The 24,314-nt window shown below is 40.5% G+C and carries 18 protein-coding genes and 1 riboswitch; of the genes, 4 read left to right on the top strand and 14 right to left on the bottom strand.

Annotation, left to right across the window (positions count from 1 at the left end; all coding sequences use genetic code 11):
* Positions 1–62 precede the first annotated feature (62 nt).
* Both NQZ71_RS04530 and NQZ71_RS04525 read right to left on the bottom strand, forming a co-directional pair.
* Positions 63–794, bottom strand: coding sequence for a ZIP family metal transporter (locus tag NQZ71_RS04530; RefSeq protein ID WP_144453939.1), 732 nt, complete (start codon positions 792–794; stop codon positions 63–65).
* 223 nt (positions 795–1,017) lie between these two features.
* The gene (locus NQZ71_RS04525; RefSeq protein ID WP_317011414.1) at positions 1,018–2,547 is read right to left on the bottom strand and encodes a glycosyltransferase family 2 protein; all 1,530 of its coding nucleotides are present in this window, start codon (positions 2,545–2,547) and stop codon (positions 1,018–1,020) included.
* 384 nt (positions 2,548–2,931) lie between these two features.
* Between NQZ71_RS04525 and NQZ71_RS04520 the strand changes: the two genes are divergently transcribed.
* Together NQZ71_RS04520 and NQZ71_RS04515 are read left to right on the top strand one after the other, a co-directional pair.
* The gene (locus NQZ71_RS04520) at positions 2,932–3,951 is read left to right on the top strand and encodes a methionine ABC transporter ATP-binding protein (protein ID WP_317011413.1); all 1,020 of its coding nucleotides are present in this window, start codon (positions 2,932–2,934) and stop codon (positions 3,949–3,951) included.
* Positions 3,948–4,610, top strand: a complete 663-nt coding sequence (locus NQZ71_RS04515) for a methionine ABC transporter permease (RefSeq protein ID WP_317011412.1) — start codon at positions 3,948–3,950, stop codon at positions 4,608–4,610. Before NQZ71_RS04520 ends, NQZ71_RS04515 begins: the two co-directional genes overlap by 4 nt.
* A gap of 470 nt (positions 4,611–5,080) precedes the next feature.
* Here the strand turns inward: NQZ71_RS04515 and NQZ71_RS04510 are convergent, their stop codons facing one another.
* The 5 genes from NQZ71_RS04510 to NQZ71_RS04490 all read right to left on the bottom strand — a co-directional run bounded on the left by NQZ71_RS04510 (position 5,081) and on the right by NQZ71_RS04490 (position 10,353).
* A complete protein-coding gene (locus tag NQZ71_RS04510; protein WP_144453945.1) occupies positions 5,081–5,551 on the bottom strand; it encodes a hypothetical protein in 471 nt (156 codons plus the stop codon).
* A gap of 103 nt (positions 5,552–5,654) precedes the next feature.
* Complete coding sequence (locus NQZ71_RS04505) at positions 5,655–6,035, bottom strand: VOC family protein (RefSeq protein ID WP_144453947.1); 381 nt, start codon at positions 6,033–6,035, stop codon at positions 5,655–5,657.
* Between the two features lie 285 nt (positions 6,036–6,320).
* Positions 6,321–7,433, bottom strand: a complete 1,113-nt coding sequence (locus NQZ71_RS04500) for a GerAB/ArcD/ProY family transporter (RefSeq protein WP_275008502.1) — start codon at positions 7,431–7,433, stop codon at positions 6,321–6,323.
* Positions 7,430–8,644: a Ger(x)C family spore germination protein gene (locus NQZ71_RS04495; RefSeq protein WP_317011411.1), complete on the bottom strand. Its 1,215-nt coding sequence runs from the start codon at positions 8,642–8,644 to the stop codon at positions 7,430–7,432. Before NQZ71_RS04495 ends, NQZ71_RS04500 begins: the two co-directional genes overlap by 4 nt.
* Positions 8,641–10,353 carry a spore germination protein gene (locus NQZ71_RS04490; protein ID WP_275008501.1) on the bottom strand — a complete coding sequence of 571 codons (1,713 nt, stop codon included), beginning with the start codon at positions 10,351–10,353 and terminating at the stop codon, positions 8,641–8,643. The genes NQZ71_RS04495 and NQZ71_RS04490 overlap by 4 nt, the downstream gene beginning before the upstream one ends.
* A gap of 216 nt (positions 10,354–10,569) precedes the next feature.
* Between NQZ71_RS04490 and NQZ71_RS04485 the strand changes: the two genes are divergently transcribed.
* On the top strand, positions 10,570–10,776 hold the full coding sequence (locus NQZ71_RS04485) for a hypothetical protein (protein ID WP_144453955.1): 207 nt from the start codon (positions 10,570–10,572) through the stop codon (positions 10,774–10,776).
* Between the two features lie 33 nt (positions 10,777–10,809).
* On the opposite strand, the gene NQZ71_RS04480 is transcribed toward NQZ71_RS04485, so the two are convergent.
* On the bottom strand, positions 10,810–12,135 hold the full coding sequence (locus NQZ71_RS04480) for a UDP-glucose dehydrogenase family protein (protein ID WP_317011410.1): 1,326 nt from the start codon (positions 12,133–12,135) through the stop codon (positions 10,810–10,812).
* 311 nt (positions 12,136–12,446) lie between these two features.
* Between NQZ71_RS04480 and NQZ71_RS04475 the strand changes: the two genes are divergently transcribed.
* Entirely contained in the window at positions 12,447–12,938 is a 492-nt protein-coding gene (locus tag NQZ71_RS04475) for a sigma-70 family RNA polymerase sigma factor (protein WP_317011409.1), read from the top strand.
* 39 nt (positions 12,939–12,977) lie between these two features.
* Here the strand turns inward: NQZ71_RS04475 and NQZ71_RS04470 are convergent, their stop codons facing one another.
* From NQZ71_RS04470 to NQZ71_RS04445, 6 genes are all read right to left on the bottom strand, one after another.
* Positions 12,978–14,036, bottom strand: a complete 1,059-nt coding sequence (locus NQZ71_RS04470) for a M42 family metallopeptidase (protein ID WP_317011407.1) — start codon at positions 14,034–14,036, stop codon at positions 12,978–12,980.
* A 144-nt stretch (positions 14,037–14,180) separates the two neighbouring features.
* Positions 14,181–15,362 (bottom strand): NupC/NupG family nucleoside CNT transporter, encoded by a 1,182-nt coding sequence (locus NQZ71_RS04465; RefSeq protein ID WP_275008497.1) that lies wholly within the window; start codon positions 15,360–15,362, stop codon positions 14,181–14,183.
* Between the two features lie 423 nt (positions 15,363–15,785).
* Positions 15,786–17,081, bottom strand: coding sequence for a nucleobase:cation symporter-2 family protein (locus NQZ71_RS04460; RefSeq protein WP_317011406.1), 1,296 nt, complete (start codon positions 17,079–17,081; stop codon positions 15,786–15,788).
* Positions 17,081–17,689 (bottom strand): xanthine phosphoribosyltransferase, encoded by a 609-nt coding sequence (locus NQZ71_RS04455; RefSeq protein WP_144453967.1) that lies wholly within the window; start codon positions 17,687–17,689, stop codon positions 17,081–17,083. The genes NQZ71_RS04460 and NQZ71_RS04455 overlap by 1 nt, the downstream gene beginning before the upstream one ends.
* Before the next feature lie 118 nt (positions 17,690–17,807).
* A riboswitch (purine riboswitch) is annotated at positions 17,808–17,909 on the bottom strand.
* A gap of 183 nt (positions 17,910–18,092) precedes the next feature.
* On the bottom strand, positions 18,093–23,207 hold the full coding sequence (locus NQZ71_RS04450) for a PA14 domain-containing protein (RefSeq protein WP_317011405.1): 5,115 nt from the start codon (positions 23,205–23,207) through the stop codon (positions 18,093–18,095).
* A gap of 491 nt (positions 23,208–23,698) precedes the next feature.
* The gene (locus NQZ71_RS04445; protein ID WP_144453971.1) at positions 23,699–24,301 is read right to left on the bottom strand and encodes a response regulator transcription factor; all 603 of its coding nucleotides are present in this window, start codon (positions 24,299–24,301) and stop codon (positions 23,699–23,701) included.
* Between the last annotated feature and the right edge of the window lie 13 nt (positions 24,302–24,314).

The raw sequence follows: 24,314 nt of genomic DNA, 5'->3' as shown, positions 1-24,314 counted from the left end.
CTTATGGATAATTTTTCTTTCATTTTACCATACCAAATAGTGCAGACAAGTGTTGTATCCTCTTAGGACATATAATCAAGAATAAGAGATGTCAGCAGGCCCAATGCTGTAATCAAACCTGTTATTGATCCACCTTCCTCATACGCCTCTGGCATCATTGTCGACCCAACCATGGCAATAATACCTCCACCAGCAAATGCACCGATTGCAGCCATTAATTCCTCTGATGCATGATCAAGAAATACATACCCGCAGAAGGAAGACGCTGTTGAAATTACGAGAACACTAATCCACAGCACAAGAATTTTCTTTTTTGAATAATTGCTTTTCAATAGACCAGTTGTACTTGAAAGTCCTTCTGGAATATTACTTATAAAAATAGCTATGACTAGTAACGCACTCACACTATTTTGACCGATTAGGCTTGCACCAATCATAATCGACTCAGGAATCGCATCCATGACTGTTCCAATAAAAATCGCTATACCTGATTGATTGCCTTCTTTGTCACCTGTCGACCTTTTCCTGTCCTTCGCACCTTTGCGGGACACTAGCAAGTCCAAACCAAAAAAGACGACTGCTCCTGCTAAAAACCCTAAGCTTGTCGGCAGCAAGCCTCCGCTTTCAACTGCATCACCAAGCAGCTCATATGTAGATGCACCAATAAGCACCCCTGTACCGAATGCCATAATAAACCCAATGATTCTTCTTTTTATCGGCAGCAGCAATGCAGCCAACGCACCAAGTAAAACAGCCGAACCGGAAATACCGCCCCACATCGCAGCAGACCACATGTGAATCCCTCCTTATTCTGTTCCTCTCTTGTATCTTTCTCGTTTTTTGGTTCATTAAAACCAGAGTTAGCTCTTGTGTGAGGGATAATTCCACAAAAAAAAGCACAGCTAAGCTTGCTGCACTTTATCTATTCTCTATTTTATGTTGTAGCATTTCTCTGTCTGGCTTAAACCAGCAACTTTTTTATTTTTCTACAAGCCTTTATTTCTAGTTTTCTATAAATCAAGCTGTATGTCTGCCACGGAGCGTCCAAACTTGATAAACCATCATGAGTGACTTAATGATAGTTAAATAAGTCAGAACGACCCAGCCTCCCATCAAGTAAGGCTCGATTGCACCTTGCACGGTAGCACTTGTAAGGAAATCCCGGTAATTGTAGCACAGATAAGCTCCTCCAGCTGCTAGCAATAAACAAAGTAAAATTCCTTGTGTGAGTTTGCTTCGTGTTTTTCCTGATTCTGCAGCGTATTGATTGGCCCAACCGTCTTTCTTGTTTGCGGAAAGCTTACCAAGCCACACTTGACCAAATGTCATTAAGTTTACCCATAAATACATTTCAGGACTTATGAGCAAGCCTGCCATTATCACGTCAATCGGACGATACATCGGTGTTTTCAGTGCTAAAATAATATTTAAAACAGATGCGAGAGCAATGGGTGTCAGCCAAATCCATGACCAATAATACTGATCTGTTGCAAGAGCAACTGCAAGTAAAACGATGAACATCACACGAATCAGCAAATCTGAAAAGAGCTTAACCTGATTTCGCCAAATCTTCCCCTTATGTCTTGTCTTTACATCCAAATCCTTATTTGTCAGCAATTCAACCGTACCTGAATTCCATTTATTCCGCTGCTCTCGGAAAGTATGATAAGAGCGCATTGCATCCACAAAGCATCTTCCCTCAGGACTTATAAGCGTCTTCCAGCCGGATTTCTGAAGCTGCCATGTAAGCAGCATGTCCTCAACATCACTATCATTCTGCCAAGGTCCATCCAGCTTATTGTTGTTAACAACCTCTTGTAACGCTTCAGGTCTGAACAATGTTGCCTGGCCGCCAAGAACATAAGTACTCCCGCCATGATATTGAAGATCAAGCAGCCAGCTTGCCATGTCTTGCTTTTGCTGGTGTGTCCACCATCTTGACATTGGTCCGCCATATTCTCCACTTGCAATTTTTTCTTCATAATATACATCGCTTTTGCTGAGCTGGCTTTTTTTCTTTGGCATACGCATCGTGTACTTAGCCATAACTCCGCCAATATTACGGGCACTCATTAGCCCTTCCCATAAATACTTCAAACAGTTTGGAGCAAGTCTGCTGTCTGCATCCATCCCTAGTACTGCTTTAACACTATGTTTATAAACGATTTGCAATTCTGTCAGCTCTGTGTTATAAATGTCCAATAAATCTCCATATAATAGCTTCCAGCCAGAATTCAGCGCACCTACTTTACGAAGCTTGTTGCCCTCTGTCACTATTACCTTTAAATTCAAATTGAATTCCTCTCCAGCTTGAATTGCCTTTTCCTCCGTACGGTCTGTACAATTATCGGCAATGACATACACATCAAGCTCTACACCTTTTGGCAGCAGCTGGTCGTTTAAGCCAGCTAAGCAGTCCCGAATCGATTTCTCCTCATTGTGTGCAGGAATTAATGCGATAATACGCGGCTTCATATATGTCTTCTTTACACCAGGCATACTAAAAATCGACATTCTTCCTTGTTCTTTTTCCACTAACAATGTCATAAAATCACCAACTCTCTTATTTGTTGTTTATAAACTTTTGTTGCGTTAAAAAGTTCTTTATAAAGAACGGTTAATCCAAAAAATAGGCAGTATATTTTGTTCATTATTTTTATAACAACTGTTCTTAACTAAGAACATATTAGCATCTGTATATTATCACGTCAATTAGTTTTATTAATTTATCGACAAAAACTGAAAAAATTTGTTCACTTTTTTTGTATGTTAACAAGATAAAAACCACTCAGTTGTTTCTTTATACAGAACAACCTCCATATTCATATTCCTCCCTTCGTTTAAATAGACGTAAAATATTGTATTCCCAACACAATTTCATTATTATTAATGCAGCACAGGATAAAAATGCCGTTAAACGAAAGGATTCATATGATTGAGTTAAAAAACATATACAAAACATTTAAGAAAAAAGATGCCGAGGTGCAGGCATTGAAAAATATTAGCTTAAAAGTAGAAAAGGGAGACATTTTTGGTGTTATTGGCTTTAGCGGCGCTGGAAAAAGCACACTAATCCGTCTAGTCAATCTTCTGGAAAGACCAACATCAGGAGAAGTCATCGTTAATGGAGACTCCCTTCTAGCTTTAACAGATAAACAGCTGCGAACAGCGAAGAAGCAAATTGGCATGGTATTTCAGCATTTCCACCTATTAGAATCGAAGAGCGTGTTTGATAATATTGCGATTCCCCTTATTTTGCAAAAAAGAAAAAAAGGAGAGATCCGCAAGCGTGTAATAGAGCTACTTGATTTTGTCGGTCTTGCTGATAAAGAAAAAGCGTATCCAAGTGAATTATCTGGCGGTCAAAAGCAACGTGTCGGAATTGCAAGAGCTCTCGCGACAAATCCTTCTGTTTTATTATGTGATGAAGCAACTTCTGCCTTGGACCCGCAAACGACGATGTCCATTCTTCAGCTCCTGAAAAAAATCAATCAAGAGTATAATATTACAATTATGATTATTACTCATGAAATGGCCGTCATTCAGGAAATTTGTAACAAGGTTGCGGTGATGGAACAGGGAGAAATCATTGAGCAAGGGAATGTTCTGCAGGTTTTCTCGAAGCCCTCCCATCCGACTACACGAAGCTTTGTCAAAACAATTGTCCAAAAGGACCTGCCAATAAGTATGAAAGGCAAACTCAACCATACCTCAGGAAGCAAGATTATTCGATTAGAGTTTCTTGGAAGTGAAATGACACAGTCATTCCTTTATGAGCTTGTTAATCGTTTTGAGGTGAAGCCTGCCATTCTGTTTGCGAATATGGTAGAAATTCAAGAAAATATTGTTAGCACGATGACAATTAGCCTAACTGGGGAAGAAGAACAGCTTGTACTTGCCTGTTTGTATTTAAAGGAGCAAGGAATACAAGTTGAGGAGGTATCTGCATGATATTTCAAACAGACATAACTGCAGACTTATTTATACAAGCAAGTATTGAAACTCTTTATATGGTTGGCTGGTCATTATTAATCGGCACATTAATTGGCGGTCCGCTTGGCATACTTCTTGTCGTGACAAGAAAGGGCGGTGTGTTGGAAAACAAGCTTATATACAATATTCTTAATCCAATCATCAATATAATCCGCTCCTTGCCGTTTATCATCCTGCTGATTGCCATCATCCCATTTACAAGATTTATTGTGCAAACAACGATTGGGACGGAAGCAGCCATTGTACCGCTGATTATTTATATCGCTCCATATATTGCAAGACTCGTGGAGAACTCCATCTTGGAGGTAAACCCTGGCATTCTTGAAGCAGCAGAAGCAATGGGAGCGACTCCCTTCCAGGTTATTTGGTACTTTCTGCTTCCAGAGGCATTCGGTTCCCTTATCCTCTCCATAACAACTGCCGCAATCGGCCTCCTTGGAGCAACAGCGATGGCCGGAACAGTTGGAGGCGGCGGTATCGGCAGCCTTGCACTAACATACGGGTACCAGCGATTTGATACCTTTGTTATGGTAATAACAGTAATTGTTCTTATTATTATTGTTCAAGTCATCCAGTCATTAGGCACATATCTTGCCCGGAGAGTTAGAAGAAGATAAGCTTTTCAAAAAGAGGCTGGGACAAAACAAAAGACAACCTTTCTAATCAAGAATAATGAAATTACATCTAAATTTGAAAAATGAAGAACGTGGCTAAATAGAATATGGGTTTAAAATTAGTTCGTTTCATTGCGCTGCAGCCACTCGCTTTCCGCGGGGAGGAAGCTGAGCCTCCTCGTCTGCGCCTGCGGGGTCTCATCCTTTCCTCTATTTCCCTTAGTAGTCGAGTGTCCTTCGCTCCATTCCACTAAGATTTCTAATCATTGTATTAAAATTAAAAACCACGAAAAGCCGAACTATTTAATCATTGGTTGATTAAGTAGTTCGACTTTTATGCAGATTCACTTACTTATGTCCCAGCCCCTTTTATTTAAAAAACCTAATCAAACTAAAATTAGAAAACGGCCTTCGTAAAAGAGCAGAATAAACTGCTAATCCACGAAAGCCGCGACTAACCATTCATTTTATGTTCACGTACATTGGAAGGACACAATGCGGTCTGCATCTGTGCCGTAGTAAACCCAGCGGTTGTTTCTCCAGCGCCATCCCGCAACAGAAGTTCTGCCGATAAAGGTTGGATAGAACCAGAAGGAGCTGCCGTTACGCAGCCAAACATACGTATAGCGGAACCTGCATCTTCTCATGGCACCAGGATCAATCGCAAAAGTTTGTGCTCCTTGCAATTGCTGAGCCTGTGGAACAAAGGACGGTGGAGGTCCTGATGGCGGGCCATATTGATCTCCACCTGAGCCTCCGCCAAAATCAGGCTGGAAGGAAGGTCCTCCTGGTTGAAACGGTGGTGGTCCACCTGATGGGCCTCCTGGTTGAAATGGCGGCGGACCGCTTGGAGGGCCAGGATTCGGGAAAAATGATCCTCCCCCTATTCGATATGGATTTTGGTCATTCGTAATATAATATGGATAATTAGACGGATAAGACATACGTAATCCCCTTTCGGTTTTGATGCTTTAATGTATGCATTCCGCCTAGATTGGTGACAAAAAACCAGGAAAAATAAATATAACTAAAAGCGCTTACATTTTATTATTCAAAGCCATGGATTCGTATTTTATTGTTTTCTATGTCAACAAAATAAAATTCATAATAGGTTGGGAATGGGTTATCAACAGGACCGACTAGCACACCCTTTGCCTCAAGCTGGCGATGTGTCTCAAATATGTCATCTGCCTGCAGGTCCAAGCAGTCATTAACAGGCAGCTCATACTTAGGATTCCTCATATACCGGTTGCATAGTGCCAATTTTGTGTGTTCATTAATGGTAAAGAAGTAGGCAGCATCATGCCTTTCCGTTGGTTCCATTTCTAGTATGTAGGAATACCATTCCACAGAAAGTTGAAGCTGCTCGACATATGTCCAGATGACAACCTTGCCATTAATCATCGATTTTGGAATTACTTCACCCAAACTATCTCCTCCCCGTAAATACGCTCTTTGTGTCGATTTTTATGTATAAACCCTTCAAAACCTCCCTTCTGTCTTCTATCATATGCGCATATATGCTTGAATTTTACATAAAAAACATAAAAGGACTAGCCTTAAATATCATCTGACTAAACCAACAACTTTGTTATCAGCCAAATGACCATAATCCATATTGGAATAGATATAATAATGCCCCAAAAGCAGCCTGAAGCAAATGATTTCTCCACTAAACTTCCATCCCTTATCTATATAAACTAATCGTACCTATTAAACTGATTTTGGTTCCTGATCTTTTTTCAGCTTCTTCTTAAAGATTGCCCCCAAAACAAATAACATACCTGGAAGTCCGATTGCAAGACTTAAAGAGACAAGCACCCATTCATTTTCAATAATTCCCATTGCCCTGTGATGGCTTCCTACCATCCAATAGCTGAAAGCACTAAGGACAATTCCAACTGGAATAATGACTGGCCGATAATCCTTCAGACCAATAATCTTTTGGACTGCGATGGAGGAGCATAAAAATGTCATCATAATTTGCGTTAATATTGATAAAGCAAAAAAGGCAATCATAATCATCTCATAGCGATGCAAGAACAAGCCGATTTCTGCGCTTCTCGCCATCTGCATACACGAAACGATATATTGGGCCGCAACTTCTGGCGAAAGAACGCCAACCTCCAAAATGGGCCACATGACAATAATCACGCCGCTAAAAATCAGACCTGATGTACTTGATCTAATCCAAGTCGTATTGTCTCTTACAAGCGGCAAAATCATGCAAGTCATCATTGTTGCTATCGCCCAGTCTGTATCATGATGCCTGCTTGCCCACACGGTAGATAAAAAGCCGGAAGAAAATGTTGGCTGTAATTCCTTAATATCGAACTCACTAATAGAGCCTGCCAAAAGTAAAATATTTAAGGCCATCACTGAAAATACCCCAATCAGTGCCATTCTAGCAATTACCTCTAATCCAAAATGGATCGCATATGTGCCAATTAAAAACGCGGCAACAATGAACAGAATGATATTTGATTCTGGCAGGAAATAATCCTTCAAATGATAAACGAAGGTCGCCATAATCGAACCATATGCTCCTAAGAAAAACAAAAAAACAAGAAATGCGATACCTTTGCTAATCCATTTACCTAAGATTTTTTCATATTGATCAATCATATCCCCATTAGGCAGTCTTTTAATAGCAAGTATCACGACTGCCATAATGACAATCCCCTGTACAGAAGAAATGATTGTTGAAATCCACATATCGCCGCCCACTTCTCTTGCCATGATGCCTTGTGTCAGGCCAATTGATTTTGCATAAAGCATATTAATAATCAAAGCCATGAACATGCCATTCGTTATTTGTACCTTCATTTTTCTTCTTTCTCCTTTTTGCCTGACGTTGTCGGTTTATAAAGAAGTGATCCGCTTTCTAATTTGGCAGTTACTTGCAAGTTTATTTTCACCTCAGGAAAGATATCCTCCCAGGAACTAGCATAATGCTTCCATTCATATGGGTATTCATTTTGAAAAACCTTTCCTAATTCTAATACATCTGACTTATAATCCTTTTGGATTTTAGTAACTGTAGTATTTATTTGGCTTGAAAGCTCTTTCTCAACAGAGCTTTCAAGCTTCTTCACTTGTTTTTCATCGGAAAGATCTAAGGCACAACCAGCCTCCACAACACGAATTTTCGCTTGAAAGGCGGCATCATAGCTGATGTTTCCATCCTTGTATTTTGGCTTTACTTCGAAGCTTTGGTTGGTTAATTCTACACTGAGGGGAGCGTTAGAATTAACAGGACAGCCGACTACAGCCACACCTGAATCAATCTTTTCCGTGAAGATAAGGACCCCTCTCAGTTCTTCTGGCTTTAATATTCCAACAAGCTTGTCTTCTTTAAATACACCTGCCCCTGCAAGAACAACCTGATTTGCTTGGGCTCCCTTATCTGGTGCCTTGCTGTCAATTTTGCTTTTTTCAAAATCAAGTCTTGCAAGCAGCGGCTCTGTTGACTCACTTAAGTATGCACTCAAAACATCCATAATTACTGTTCTTGGAGCTTGATTGGAGATGGTTGTATACCGGAAAAGCTTTGCAAGTGCTTCACCTGGTATCAATTCAAGACTTGTTACTGTGGAGATGACTTCACTTGCTGTTTGCGGCGTTACAGCAACCCATGTTCTCATTCGCAGCTCTGGGTTACGTGTGAAAAAGTCGATTACGTCACCTATTCCTTCCTTTGCCACTTCTTCGTTAATAACAATGATAAAGTTATGTGCCCAAAACACTCTTCGCGAAGAAAAGCTAGACATTTGGCGGATTGCCTCAAAGATGGACTCACCTTCTGTTTCCACAGACCAAACAGCCTCACCAGATTGTCCAGACGGTGCCCCAGTCTGACCACGAGCATCTGCTGGTCTTGCCACCTGGGCTGTCACCTTAACTGTCCCTTCCTTTTCACCTTTATCAATTCCAACTGCCATTACTAAAGCTAAATCACTGATTTCTCTTTTTCCTGAGCAAGCCCCAAGCAGGAGAAGCATTGCCAGCAACACATGGAAAAGGATGATTTTCTTCATTCCTTATCATCCCCTTTTCCTTTTTTCGCTTTTCTTGTTTTTAGCTGTCTAACACCTGTGACATTGTCTTGCTTTTGTGCCTTTTGCTTGCTGCTACCTTCCCTTGTCTCCGTTTGTCCAATGCTTTCTGGTTCATTTCGATCAGAAGCTTCATCCTTCTTCGACTGTGAATCCTCTTCTTCCTTTCCTTTAGGAGGCTGGGGTGATCGGGCTTCCCCAAGCCTTGATGTGTCACCGTCGGCTATTGATGGCCGCTTTTTCATAGCCCACCACGGCATGCGGATAACCGTATCCTTCTGGTCTTGCGGCTGGAACGGGGTAGCCGGTGACAGGTACGATTCCCCGAAGGAACGAAGACTTAAGGCATGAATAGCGATAAGAGCAAACATGGACGCAAAGCCAAGAAGCCCTAGTGTTCCTGATGCTAACAACAACGGAAATCGAACAAGACGAATAGAATAAGAAGCCGAATAGTTCGGGATAACAAACGAAGAAATCCCTGTAGTTGCGACGATAATAACCATAAATGGAGAAACAATTCCCGCTTGAACTGCAGCTTGACCGATAACAAGCGAACCGACGATGCTCACTGCAGAACCGACTGGCTTTGGCATGCGCAAACCAGCTTCCCGCATAAGCTCAAACGTCAATTCCATCAGCAAAGCCTCCAGCAAAACAGGAAATGGAACAACCTCACGACCTGAGGCAATTGTCAGTGCTAATGGGGTTGGAATCATTTCCTGATGAAAGCTGACAAGCATAATATAGATAGATGTCAGTGTTAAACTGAGAATAAAGGCTGTGTACCGGACGATTCGAAAAAAGCTGCCCGCCATGAAGCCTAAATAATAATCATCACTTGCCTGCAGAAACTCCCAGAAATATGTAGGTACTATAAGCACAAATGGCGTATTATCAACAAATATCGCAACCCTGCCCTCAAGTAAGGAGGAAGCAACCTTATCAGGGCGCTCTGTACTCATGATTGTCGTGAAAGGTGATAATGGAGCATCCCTGATCATTTCCTCGATATAGCCGCTCTCTAAAATGCCGTCAATATCAATTTTTTCAAGGCGTTCCTTCACCTCGTCCACTAGCCCTTTTTTTACTACACCATTTATGTAGGCAATATTTATGTCTGTTTTCGTGCGTTTGCCAATATTTAATTCTTCGATTCTAAAGCCAGTGTCCCGGATTCTTCTCCTAACGAGCGCAGTATTTACGCGAATAGTTTCGGTAAAACCATCCCGCGGTCCACGCACTACCTGCTCTGCTTGTGGCTCTGACACACTTCTTGCAGCCCAGCCCTTTGTGGGTATTTGAAAGGCCTTCTTGCAGCCGTCGACAAGGAGGACTGTATCCCCAGACAAAATTGCTTTAATAGCACTTTCAAGCTCTGTTGTCTCAATGAAATTAGTATTCATGAGAACATGCTCCTCCAAAAGGCTCTCGATGTTAAACGTATCAAGATCATTTCGGAGAATAACTTCATTTCCTTCAAACATCAACGCTTGAACAATCTTTTCAATAATCTGTGTGTTCACAAGTCCATCAATATAAAAACAAGTGGCATGAACATTCTTCTTTTCTAAAAAGGTAACTTTCCGTTCAATAAAATCGGCACTGCCTGAAAGAAGCTCTTTAATGATAGAGCTGTTATAGGTTAACGAGTTCGTGAAATCATGCTGTGTACTATTGTTTGATACCATTAATCCTCACCCTCAATCTGCAAAAAATCTTTGTTAGTCATTTAGCGGCTGAAACGGCATCATTATCCTTCATAACCAACTATTTGCAGTTCTATTCTTTTTGCCGAAAAATGTATAAAGCTGACTAATTATGTTGAAGAAAAGGAATAGAAGATAAATCCTTACAGCAAAATTGTTATATTATAGAAATTTATTTATATTAAGGAGTATTTGCCAATGAATTTTTATCATACATGGATTTATGAATATATCTTGAATGCGAAATGGTTCATTTGGATGGTTGTTTACATAGTGCTTGGCTTGAATATTATTGCACCTGTTATCATTTGGGGATTGATGAATGGAACAGCTCTGATTAAATGGGCACAGACAATTAAGCAAAAAGCAAAAAAGAAAATGAAGCAAAAGAATCTCGAATCATGATTCTTGCTTCATTTTCTTTTTTACTTATGTGAATTAATTATTTTGCAGCACCTTTTCGTTCACGGCAGGACGGCCGATTGATCTGTAATGAATTCCTGCCTTTTCCGCAGCATGAAGCGAATAGCAGTTTCTGCCGTCATATACGTACGGAGTTTTCATATTTTCTGCAAACTTGGTTACTGGCATATTCTTTATCTCAGGCCATTCTGTAAATACAAAACAAATATCTGCATCTTTTAAAGCCTCTTCTATGCTCGCAGTAAACTCCACTTCTGTCGGGTAAATTTTTTGAAAGTTCTTTTCTCCAACAGGATCATAGACATGCACCTTTGCCCCTTCATTTAAAAGCAGGCGAACATTCGGAATGGAAGGAGCCTCCCTCAAGTCATCTGTACCAGGCTTAAAGGTAACGCCTAATACAGCTACCTTTAAACCTGCAAAGCTTGAAAAGTCTTTCCTTGCTTTCTTGATGAGTTTGAATTTCTGTTTTTCATTAACCTCTATTGCTGCTTTTACAGTACGAAGAACATAGCCCTCTTCCTCTGACAGCCAGTGCAGCGCCTTTGTATCCTTTGGAAAACAGGAACCGCCATAACCGATGCCTGCCTGAAGGAATTTGTCGCCGATTCTGCTGTCCATGCTCATCCCTTTCGTCACATCATCGATATTCGCGCCGACTGTCTCACATAAATTCGCAATGTCATTAACAAAAGAAATCTTGAGTGCAAGGAAGTCATTTGACGCATACTTGACCATTTCCGCACTTCTGCGGCCCATCGTTAAAATTGGCTGCTGAAACGGCTGATAGATTTCAGTCAAAAGCTGCTCTGCTGCTTTTGACTCAGTACCGATAACAATTCTAGAAGCATTTAATGTATCCCTGACAGCAGTGCCTTGCGCCAGAAATTCAGGATTTGCCGCAACCTCCACGTTAATTCCCTGTTTTACATGCTCCCTCATAAATGCTTCTATCTTGTCATTTGTACCAATAGGAACAGTAGACTTGATGACAACTAAACAGTCTCTTATGGCTGTTTCGGCAATTTGTCTTGCAACTGTGTAAAGATATGTAAGATTTGCAGAACCGTCCTCATTTTCCGGTGTGCCGACACCGATGATAATGACGCTTGTATTCGCATATGCATGCTTATAGTCTGTTGTAAAAAACAGGTTCCCTGATTTTTTGTTTCTGGAAATCAGGTCATCTAGCTGAGGCTCATATATAGGAGAAATTCCTTTATTCAAAAGGTCAATCTTTTCCTGAATGGGATCCACACACGTCACCACATGACCTGCCTCTGCTAAACAAACGCCTGTCACTAAACCTACATAACCTGTACCTGCTACTGTAATCTCCATTCGCTTAAACTCCCTTGCATTTTTTATTGGATAAATTCCCTAAAAAAGCAAGGGAATCTTTATATACAATTCATTCCCAGATAGTTTAGCAGCGGCATGTTAAGCTAATTTGGCACTTATGTAAAGGTTGTATGAATATGTATGTTTATTTAAGGGTAAACGGCGGTTTCTTAGGTATTATCCATATATTTCCTTTTATTAAGAAGAGAAACATAGATTTTCCCTGTTCGCTTCTTCCTTAGCTTTCTTATATGGTAAAAGCACCTAGGAAAAAACATGGAAAAGCGCTTTTTCAAGAAAAGGAAGTTCCCATGATAGACAGTGAGTATCAAATATTAGTAGAACAGTATACACCAATGATTCATCATATGCTAAAGAAGCTAGCAATTTATAAGAATAAAGAGGAATTTATGCAGATAGGGTTAATCAGCATTTGGGAGGCACACGAAAATTACAAGCAAGAAAAGGGAAGGTTCAGCTCTTACTTATATATGCACATGAAAGGACGGCTTCTTGATGAACTGAAGCGCCGTTCAAAGGAAGAGCAGCGAAACGTTTATCCAGAGGAGTCTTTTTGGGAAACAGCTGCTATTGCTTTTACTTTTACAGACGATGAGCAATATATACGAACATTGTGCAAATCGCTCACCAGAAAGGAAGAAAAATGGGTTATTTATACATTTATAAAGCAATTAACAATAAGTGAAATTGCTGCAAAGGAGAATGTTAGCAAGTCTGCCGTAAAGGGCTGGAAAAAAGGAGCAATAATAAAACTGAAAAGGCTCCTGCTTGCTGCAAAGTAAAAAGGGGACAGCCTAAAGCCGTCCCAACCCGAAAAACTATTAAATTTGAAACTTATACTCTTCCGCCTTCTTCATGTGCAGAATAAATACTTTCAATAGATCCTTTGTTGCCTGGAAATCATTTATGTCTATCACTTCATTCGGGGAATGAGCATATCTCGATGGTATGGAGAGCACCCCTGTAGGAATCCCTTTTCCTGCGAGGCTCAATTCTCCTGCATCTGTGCCAATTCCAGGAAACACCTCAAGCTGATAAGGGATATTCTGTTCCTTTGCAAGGAGTTGAAGCTGTTCTCTCACCTTCCTATTGGAGATTAAACTGAAGTCCATAATTTTTATACCAGTGCCTGCACCTAAGGCAAGTGTCTTGTCCATCATCTCCTCAGGCGTGTCACTAACTGCCGTTGTATCAAGCGCAATCGCTACATCTGCGCTTATCTGATGGCTGACAACCCTTGCTCCCCTTAAACCGACTTCCTCCTGAACAGTGAAAGCACCGACTATTTCCCCTGCAAAGTCATCTGTGTTCAATTCTTCTAGCACTTTAATCAAACAGGCGCAGCCTGCTCTGTCGTCAAAGGCCTTGCTGCTGAAGCGGCTCTCTGTCAGCATATCGAAATGAGGATGCCAGACGATAGAATCTCCTACTTCAATGCCTAGGTCCTCTGCCTCTTTTTTGCTTGTAGCACCAGCATCTATGTATTGCTGTTTATGTGTGCGAACCTTTTGTGCGTCATCAAATTTAACCATATGTGCAGAAATCGTGCCAATGACACCAGCTCGCATCCCCTGTTTTGTTTTAATTTGCACACGCTGTGACAGCAATATTCTGTCATCATGCCCGCCTAATTTTTCAAAACGAATCAGCCCATTATCCTCCACTTTTTTGACGATAAAGCCAACTTCATCCATATGTGCAGCGATTACGATTTTGGGACCAGGCTTACTGCCCTTTTTCGTAACAATTAAGTTGCCTGCACCATCTACATCAATTGTATCAACATGGACGCGCAGCCTGCTTGCTATAAATGCCGCAACATCATCTTCAAATCCGCATGGTCCATGTAACTCTGTTAACTCTTTCAATAATTCTATCAATAGTTCCACCCCAAGAAGTTCACATTATTTCTAAATACGAAATAGTCTCGCTTCTTTTATCGTAATCTTTTTTTCAGAAAAATCAATAATTAATAGAGTTTTTGACAAAATAAAAAGGCTGGTATTGCTACCAGCCTTTTCTTCTTATATAAACAAACCAACAATTGTAGCTGTAACCATAGATGCCATCGTTGCTGCTAACAGCATTTTCAAGCCAAATTTAGAAACAATTCCTGCTTTTTCGCCGTTGATCGCTTGGATAGAACCAGAGATAATTCCAATAGAAGAGAAATTAGCAAAGGATACAAGGAATGTTGACACAATACCAACGGTCTTTTCTGACAAATGAGGAATCATTTCCTTAAACTGGAGCATTGCGACAAACTCATTTGCTGCAAGCTTTGTTCCCATAACAGAACCAGCATCCAGAATTTCCTTGCCTGGAACTCCCATGATCCATGCAATCGGTGCAAAAACATAGCCTAGGATTCCTGTAAATCCGATACCAAACACTGCTTCAAAGAAAGCATTGATAAGTGCAAGTAAACCAACATATGCAACGAGCATAGCTGCAACGATTAAAGCAACTCGTCCACCATCAAGCGCACCAGCAGAGATTGCCCCAAAGATAGAATCAGTTGTCGCAACTTCTTTAATATCAATTTTCTCGTCTTCTTCTTTTTTAATTGGGCAAACCAATGTTGCGATAATAAGCGCAGACAATGCATTCAGCAGCATCGCAACAAGTACATATTTTGCAGGAATCATGTTCATATATGATCCCATAATAGATGCAGACACAGATGCCATTGCAGAAGTAGATACAACAAACAGCTTATTGTCATTCATTTTATCTAAATGTGCCTTAATCGCCAAAATAGTTTCAGATTGTCCGAAAAAAATGGAATTAATACTGTTGAATGTAACAACCTTTGAAAGACCTGTCAGCTTTGCCAACGCTCCGCCAATATACTTGATAGCAAGGGGCAGAACTTTAATATGTGTGAGCACAGATAATAATGTTGATGTAAAGATGATTAGCATCAATACATTGATGAAGAACACACTAACTCCGTCGGCAACAAGACCGCCTGTAACGAAGCTTACGCCTTCATAACCATAGCTCAAAACCTTTGATACACCGTTCGAAGTAGCTTCAATAATCTTCAAGCCAAAAGTTGTCTTGAACATCACCACAGTTATTACTAATTGCAATACAATCATGATAAGGATCGCTTTATAGTTAATGCCTTTTTTGTCATTAGACAAAAGATATGCCAAGCCTAATGTCAAAAGCAGCCCTACTATTCCAATTAAAATAGACATTTCCCTTTCCCTCCTGGATGTTTAATCACAATGTTGGATTGTAAGCATAACAGCTTACAAAAAAAGCCATTAAATGGCGGTTTTCGTACATAGTATACAAGGTTTTATGATACTGGAAAGAAAGGGGAATGTCACTGCTTTTTAATAAATAAACAAAAGTTCTATTCTTCTAAAAAGTATAGTAAATTCGCAAGATTTATATAGTTATTTCTATTCAACATTTGTTTATAATACCAAAAACAACCATACTCACATCTCTATAAAAGGGCAGAATACAAGGTTTATTAGTAGCAGATCCACGAATCAAATTTTTCTTCCTATTAGCCTTGAAATCACTTTCTATATTATAAGGAAGAAACTAGTTTCACCCCCTTCTCCATCTGCAAAAAAAACCTCTCCAGTTAGATACTGGAGAGGTTCTTATTAAGCTGCCTTTTGTTCTGCTTTAACTGCTGATTTTCTGTTTGGCAGAAGATTAAACAAAATATTAAGGATAATAGCTGTAAGACTTCCTGCAACAATACCGCTTTCTGTCAAAATACGGATTGTTTCAGGCATTTCTTTAAAGATATCAGGCACTACTGTAACACCAAGTCCTAAGCCAACTGAGCATGCGACAACAAGCAGGTTTCCTTGTTGATTGAAATCAACTTGTCCAAGCATTTTGATTCCATAAGCACACACCATGCCGAACATTGCTAATGATGCTCCGCCAAGAACTGCTGTTGGAATTAGTGTTGTCACTGCTGCTACTTTAGGCAGGAAGCCTAAGATGACAAGAATAACTCCAGCAGAGAATATTGCGCTTTTCGTTTTTACGCCTGTCAGCTGAACAAGACCGACGTTTTGAGAATATGCAGTGTAAGGGAAAGAGTTCAAAACCCCGCCAATTACACTGGCAATTCCTTCTGAGCGGTATCCTCTTGCAAGGTCCTTTTCGGATACCTTTGTTTTCGTGATATCGCTAAGCGCCAAATACACGCCAGTTGATTCAATAAGACTTACAATCGCTACAAGTGTCATTGTTAGGATTGCAGAGAAATTAAATGTTGGCATCCCGAAATAGAATGGCTTCAAGCCATGAACCCAAGAAGCATCTGCTACTTTTCCGAAATCAACCAAGCCCATGAATGCTGCAACAATTGTGCCGACAATTAGACCGATTAGGATAGAGATAGTTTTAATAAAGCCTTTGGCATACTTATTTAACAACAGGATAAATACCAATACACCGAAAGACAATAGTAGGTTTTTCGGATCTCCGAAATCTGCACTGCCTTCGCCGCCAGCCATATCCTTAATTGCTACAGGAATTAAAGTTAAACCAATGATTGTTACGACAGATCCTGTTACAACAGGCGGGAAATATTTAACGAGCTTACTGAAAAAGGAAGAGATAATAACAATGATAAGACCTGAAACGATAATCGCTCCATAAATGGCTGTCACACCATGGTTTGCTCCGATTGCAATCATCGGTCCTACTGCTGTAAATGTACAGCCAAGCATAACAGGAAGACCAATCCCAAAGAATTTATTTTTCCAAACTTGCAGCAGTGTTGCGATTCCGCATGTTAACAGGTCGATTGAAACTAAGTACGTCAATTGTTCGAATGTTAAGTTCAGCGCTCCCCCTACAATCAAGGGAACTAGCACTGCTCCGGCATACATTGCCAGAACGTGTTGAAAACCAATTGACCATGTCTTTATATTATTCATTAGTAACCTCCTGAATAGATGCTTTGTACTTCCCTGTCAGCAGCGAATTTTACTTTTCCGTCCTGCAGTGATGCGATTCTTGCTAATGATTCTAAACGGTAGCCTTTTTTAATAATTTCATCTGCTCCAGGCTGGAAGGACTTTTCAATCAAGATACCAATTCCGCTCACTTCAGCTCCTGCTTGTTCTACTAAATCAGCAAGCCCGATTGCTGCCTGTCCGTTTGCAAGGAAATCATCAATAATTAGAACACGGTCTTCCTTCAGAAGATATTTCTTCGATACAGTTATCTCGTTTGATTCCTGTTTTGTAAAAGAATAAACAGTAGATGTATATAAATCACTTGTTAACGTCAGTGATTTTCTTTTTCTTGCAAAAATAACGGGAACATTCATTGCCAATCCTGCCATGATAGCAGGTGCAATCCCTGAAGATTCAATTGTTAAAATCCTTGTAACTCCTGCGTCTTTGAACCTTCTTGCGAACTCTAAGCCAATTTCATTCATAAGCTGTGGATCCATTTGATGATTGATGAAAGAATCTACTTTAAGCACATTGCTGTCTAACACAATGCCTTCTCTTTCAATTTTGTCTGTTAATAGCTTCATTGCGTTCATCCCCCTGAAAATAAAAAGGAGACCAGCACGTTTACTTAAAAAAGAGTAAGCGTGCTGGTCTCCAGCATAATTAACGACACTATTCCCAAAAAAAGAAAATAGTATCCTAATATTAATAAGGCTTACTCGTAGTCAGATAATTTTCGGTTATCTGGTAGAAACTCGCAGGCCATATCCCTGCTATTATACGAGATGAATATAATTGTTATATAGGAATTATAGCCGAAGATTTGACTTTTGCAAACTGAATTTTTGCATAAAGTCTTATATTTCGACAAAGTATTTTTACTTTAGAGATGGTAATACCTTGCTGGCATTGTGTTTATCCCCTTTCCCCTTTTCATCTGGAAAATCTGACCACATAAAAAGCCGCCAAAATTTTGGCGGCCTTTTCTTATTTATATCTTGGTATGTCAAGCGTAATACTATATGACTCTAGAATATTATAAATATTATACATGCTGGATGTTTGCTTAGAAGCCCACCCAATATCTGTTGCATATTGATGTGTGGCATACCCGTTTGCAGCTGCGCCCACTGGGTTCCATCTCATTTCATATATAGTATCCTGTCCTCTGTCGATATAGTCTTTTCTCACGAATTCAGCACCGCCAATAATCGCCGCTTCTGGTGTGAACCAGCCTGCACTGTAAGCGAAGGCAGATCCTCCTGAAAGGGCATTATTATCTGTCGCGCCAATTCCATACATATTATAAACTGTTTTACCATTATATGTGACGCCTTTAGCCAACTGGCTTGTTCCATTTCCTGTTTCCAAGAAGGAGTGCGCCATTAAGTAAACAGCATTTACTCCATATTGCTCTGCAGCCTTTTGATAGCTGCTTGCTTTTCCAGCGAGAATACCTTTTCCGGTAAGAACCTTTTCGTTTACCTCATTCACGTTGATTGTTCCTGGTTCAGAAAGCTTAACGAATTGAAGCTGTGCCTTCAACGTATTTTGGAAGTTGGCAGGATTGATGTAGTACTTTAAATCCACTAAAGATGGAGGTACCCATCCACCAAGCTTCATCCAGTTCTTGCCGTCCGTTCCCTTCACTGTGCTTAAGATTGTAAAGTCACTGTCTCCTGCTAGGAAGCGGAGATCATGTGAACCATAATTTGTTCCAGGTCCTGTTCGGATATTCCAGCCGCCTTCAACAGCTAACTTGCCATTGCTCTTCGTATAAAAAGCATCCTCCCGCAAATAGAGGTCATAGCGCTTATCTGTTTTTGGGGCAGAATTACCTTGTATTGTCGTCATTTGGTCAAGTGTAAGGCTGAAGTCGCTGTATGTCTTAATAACTTCCTGCTTCACTGATTCTTTAATGTCCAGGCTAATGCTCGCATTTCCTGTGCTTTCAAAGTATTGGATTGTAACAGTATGATAGCCTTTATCCATATACTTTGCCTTTTCTTCTCTTAAGCCCTTCTTCGCTACCCATGAATCAATGACCGTTTTTCCATCTACAAGTAGTTTAACACCATCATCTGCATTGACAGAGAAGTCATAATTCGAGCTCTTTGAGAAATAGACTTGTTTGCTCATGACTGCTGAGAAGTTGTCATTTGGAATAGAGCTTGCCGGAGACCCTGAGCCCCAGTTGAAGTTAACATCAGATTCTTGATCAATTTCCACAAGTCCTGTAGATGATACAGGGTTGCTTGGATTGATGACATTTGGATAATATTGAATCGTCCACGTATCTTTGTTAATCAGACTGCTTTCCTTAAATGGTGTTATCGAGAAGTTGATATTCGATTTACCTGTTTTTTCAAGGTATCTTACTTCAATCCAATGAATATCTCCTTCTGCTCCATTCTTAACAGAATATTTGACTGCATTATTTTTGCTGTTGCCTGCAGTATATCTGTCGATGACTACCTTGCCGTCAATAAGCACCTGCACACCATCATCGGCAATCGTGTTGATGTAATAATCGCCAGCAGTCAACCGCTTTGCCGTAACATAACGCGTTGAATAGTTATTTGCAGGCACATTAGCCATCGGCGCATCATAGCCGAAGTCCTCTGTAAAACCGTTGTTGCTGTTTGGCTCCATGATTTTCGCATTCACAGGTGCACCAGATGTTTCTGTATTGTCATAATAATAGGCCATCCAATTTCCAAACGGCACTACATCTGCAAACACTGCTGCCTTGCCGGTATTTTCATAGTATTCAGCCGTAACGGTATGATCACCGCTTGCCACCGCCGGCAATGTTGCACGGTAAATATCGCCAGAGGAGTTTGTCCACTTATCAATGAACTTACTGCCATCAAGGCTCATTCGGATGCCATCATCAGCAAAAGCCTGTGCAAAGTAATCCTTGCCGCCTGTTATCACTTTCCTAAAGCGTGCAGAGAAATTATCTGCAGGCAGCCCGGAAATTGATTGTGATGTTCCCCAGTTGTAGCGAATCGTATCAAGCTTATTGCCAGATGTCGCCCCGCCTACAATGTTCACATAATTACCTGACAAGGTGCTGTTCGGATAAAATTGGCCGAACCAGCTGTTCTTCTCTACTTCTTTATCCGCATTTTGCAAATAAAATTCAAGACCACTGCTGCCTGTGTTGTCATAATACTGAATTTCAATCGTATGAACATTTTTGTCCGCTGCTGAGCCTGTCGTGCGATCCTTCACCTGAATAATGTCAGTAGATTCACTCTTCCAGTAGCTGCTTGGACTCCATTTGTCCACAACTAGATTGCCATCAAGATAGACACGGATACCGTCATCTGCTCTTGTGCGCAAAATATAGCTGCCTGAATTGATTCTCTGAGCTGTTTTATAGCTTACAGAGAAATTGTCGGCATTGATTCCCGCAGTTGGTGATCCATTGCCGTTTTCCACCTTCAGGCTTGTTCCATTGCCGGAAACCGTTTTGACAGTCTTAGGCATTCCAGTCAATGATGTATTGTTGTAATAGGATGCAATCCAGTTTCCGAATGGTGCCACTGTTGCTGCAATTCCTGCATTGTTGGTATTTTCAAAGTAATCAACAGTTAAACGGTGATCACCTGCACTTAAGCCTGTGATTGTCCCAAAATCTGATTTTCCAGATGAATTGGACCAGCGGTTGATAATACTCTTATCATCTACAGTTGCTTTCACTCCGTCATCTGCATATGTTTCCAAAACATAATCCTTGCCGCCCGCAATAAGCTTCATGAACTTAGCAGAGAAATTATCGGCGTTGACTTCTGCATAAGGCTTGCCTGTTCCCCAATTATGAAGAAGCTCCTTCACCTTAGTGCCTGCTGTTGCGCCCCCGACTGCCTTAACAGGAGTTCCAGACTGATTGGTATTATTGTAATAAAGCTCCAGCCAGCTGTCCTTTTCCAGTTCAGCACTCGCAGGCTGCAGATAAAATTCCAGTCCGCTTCCTTTTGTCTGCTCATAATACTCAATGCGTATCGTATGGATATCCTTTTGGTCTGCATTTCCTGTCGTATGGTCCTTAACAGAAATGACATGCGTTTGTTCACTTTTCCAATAGCTGCTTGATTCCCAGCTGTCCACTGCAAGCTTGCCATCTATATAAACACGCATTCCATCATCTGCTCTTGTTCTTACAATATAATCTCCTGCCTTAATTCTTTGTGCTGTTGCATAGCTTGCAGAGAAATAATCTCCACCAACAGCGCTGACAGGTGAACCATAGCCATTTTCAACCTTCAAGGATGTACCATCACTTGAAATCGTGTTTTGTGCCGCTGGGAAGCCGCTTAAGGAGGTATTGTTATAATACCAAGCAATCCAGTTGCCAAGTGGCACCGCATCTCCTGCTATTCTTGCTCTGCCGCCTGCTTCCATATAATCAACTTGAAGAAGATTATTTCCAGCAGCCAAATCAGTGATGATGCCTGAATCGACTATTCCAGAGGAATTAGTCCAGCGATTAATGATGGTTTTGCCATTTGCTTTCGCCCGAATACGGTCATCCGCAAATGTCTGAATAAAGTAATCCTTGCTTCCATCAAGGAGCTTGTAATAGCTTGCCGTGAAATTATCCTCATTTACATTCGGGTACGGCTTGTTTTTATCCCAATTGTGGAAAAGCTGACTCTGCTTTGTTCCTGCAGTAGCGCCTCCCTCAATTACTGCCGCAAGTCCGCTTAAAGAAGTATTGTTATAATATAACCCAAGCCATTTATTAGCTGCCGCCTCTTCTTGAATAGAATTCAAGTAGAATTCCAGACCGCTTCCGCCTGTCTTCTCATAATATTCAATCGTAATTTCATGAACATCCTTGCTAGAACCACTCGTGCTCTTATCTTTGATGTCAATCATATGCACTTGTTCACTTTTCCAATAGCTGCTTGATTTCCAGCCGTCCACAGCCAACTTGCCGTCAATATAAACGCGCATGCCGTCATCAGCACGCGTTCGCAAAATATATTTACCTGCTTTAATTCTCTGTGCAGTTGAATATCTGACAGAGAAATTATCCTTGCCAATGCCGCTTATTGGAGAGCCTGAACCGTTTTCTACTTTAAGAGACTTACCGTCTCCCTGAATAACATTCTGTCTTTTTGGCGTTCCGCTTAACGAGGTATTGTCATAATACCAGCCAATCCAGTCGCCAAATTCAACTGCTTCTGCTGCAAATCGTGCCCTGCCAGTCGCTTCAAGGTAATTTACCTTCATTGTCTGTTCGCCAGAGCCAACATTGACTGCGACACCAGTATTAATTGCGCCAGAAGAATTGTAGTTCTGCTTAATGACGGTTTGGTTTCCTATTTTCACTTCAATCTGGTCATCTGCATAGGATTGGACAAAATAATCCTTACCACCAGCAAGCTTCTTTAAATAAGTAGCTGTAAAGTTGTCAGCAGGCAAACCGTCTGCCGGGCTTTCTCGTCCCCAGTCTTTAAGGAGCTGTGTCAGCTTTGTGCCAGCTGTAGCTCCGCCTTCCACTAATGCGGGAGTGCCAGAGTAAGATTTATTAGAATAATAGAGTCCTAGCCAGCTTGAGTCCTCTGTTTCATCCTCATATGGATGAAGATAAACTTCAAGACCGCTGCCGCCAGTCTTATCATAGTATTCTACCTTTATGCGATGAAGCTGTTTGTTGGATTGGTTAGTCAGATCTGAGACCGTAATCACTTTGGACTTCTCACTTTTCCAATAGCTGCTTGCAGTCCAATCATCTATTACCTTCTTGCCATCCACATATACTCTAATGCCGTCATCCGCCCTTGTCCGCAGAATATAATTCCCTGCAGGCATCACTTGATCGGACTGATAAACAGCAGAAAAGTTATCACTGTTTACTCCGGTTGCCGGAGAATTTTTGCCGTTATCTACCTTCAATCCAAGCTCATTTTGTGAAATCTCCTCTTTAAGCACAGGAGTTCCAGACATACCCGTATTGTTATAGTAGCTAACAGACCATTTTGCAGCAGTTGCTGCTTCTGCATCATGACTCGCCGGAAGGAAAAAACCAGAAATCCCTAACGCTGCAGTCAAAATAGTTATGGGTAAAAACTTCTTGATCCGAGGCACCTCCTAAAAAGATTCGTCTGATAAAATAGTCTTAGCGATTAACCCCCTATAATTATGCAATATTACCCGAAAATTGTTAATAAGACTTTTAGTTCTTCCGCCAAAATAGTTCAAATTACTTATAAAATTTGTAAATATATAGGATATTTTGCATTATTTTGTCATTTATTGATAGGATTTGGTTTTTTTATATTACTAATAAAGTAGAAATTTCGAGGTAAGGATTGAACTAGAGTAATTAGCTTCTTCTCAAAATAACTAGTAAAAATTCTTAAGCTAACTAAAAACTAATCACTATTATATGAGTCGAGCATCTTCAAATTATACAACCTTCCTTCAAAAGCATTTTTCAACATCTTTAACTCCACCAAAAACAGCAAATAAAAAACCCCGACATTTAGGCGAAATCACATAGAATATCGCCTAAACATCAGGATTTTCTTAATTGGAGTGTTAATGTAGAAAAACCAACAGTTTTTAAATGAAGTTTTTTAAATCCAACCATTCTTTTGTGCTTTTGAAATTGCTTCAATCCTATTTTTTACTTCTAATTTATTTAATGCTTCGGAAATATAATTACGGACAGTGCCAGAAGACAAATACAAGGTTGAGGAAATTTCTTTAACCGTCTTCCCTTTTGCAACTAATGCTAATATCTCCCTTTCTCTTTCCGTTAAGGGATTTTCTTTAAGCATGCTGCCAAAAATTAATTCAGAGGCAAACTCCCTCTTTCCTTTCATAACATTTCGAATTGCTTCTGCCAGCTCTTCACTCGGTCCGTCTTTTAACAAATAACCGTGAACATTTGCTTTTAATGCTCTTTCAAAGTAACCTGGCCTCGCAAATGTTGTAAGAATAATGATTTTACTTGCTGCTCCCTTTCTTTGCAGCGCCTCTGCAACCTCAAGTCCGCTCATAACCGGCATTTCTATATCCAACAAACAAACATCGGGTGAGTGGGTATTAATCAGCTCAAGAGCTTCCTTTCCGTTTGCAGCCTGCCCTATTACATCAATATCATCTTCAAAGCTTAAGAGTGTTCCTAAAGCTCCTCTAAGCATTCTTTGGTCCTCAGAGATAATGACCGTAATCACATTACACCTCCTC

Source organism: Niallia taxi (assembly GCF_032818155.1).
GTDB classification, from domain to species: Bacteria; Bacillota; Bacilli; order Bacillales; family Cytobacillaceae; genus Niallia; species Niallia taxi_A.
Note: the sequence above shows the minus strand (reverse complement) of the source record. Positions and strands in the feature narration are given on the sequence as shown.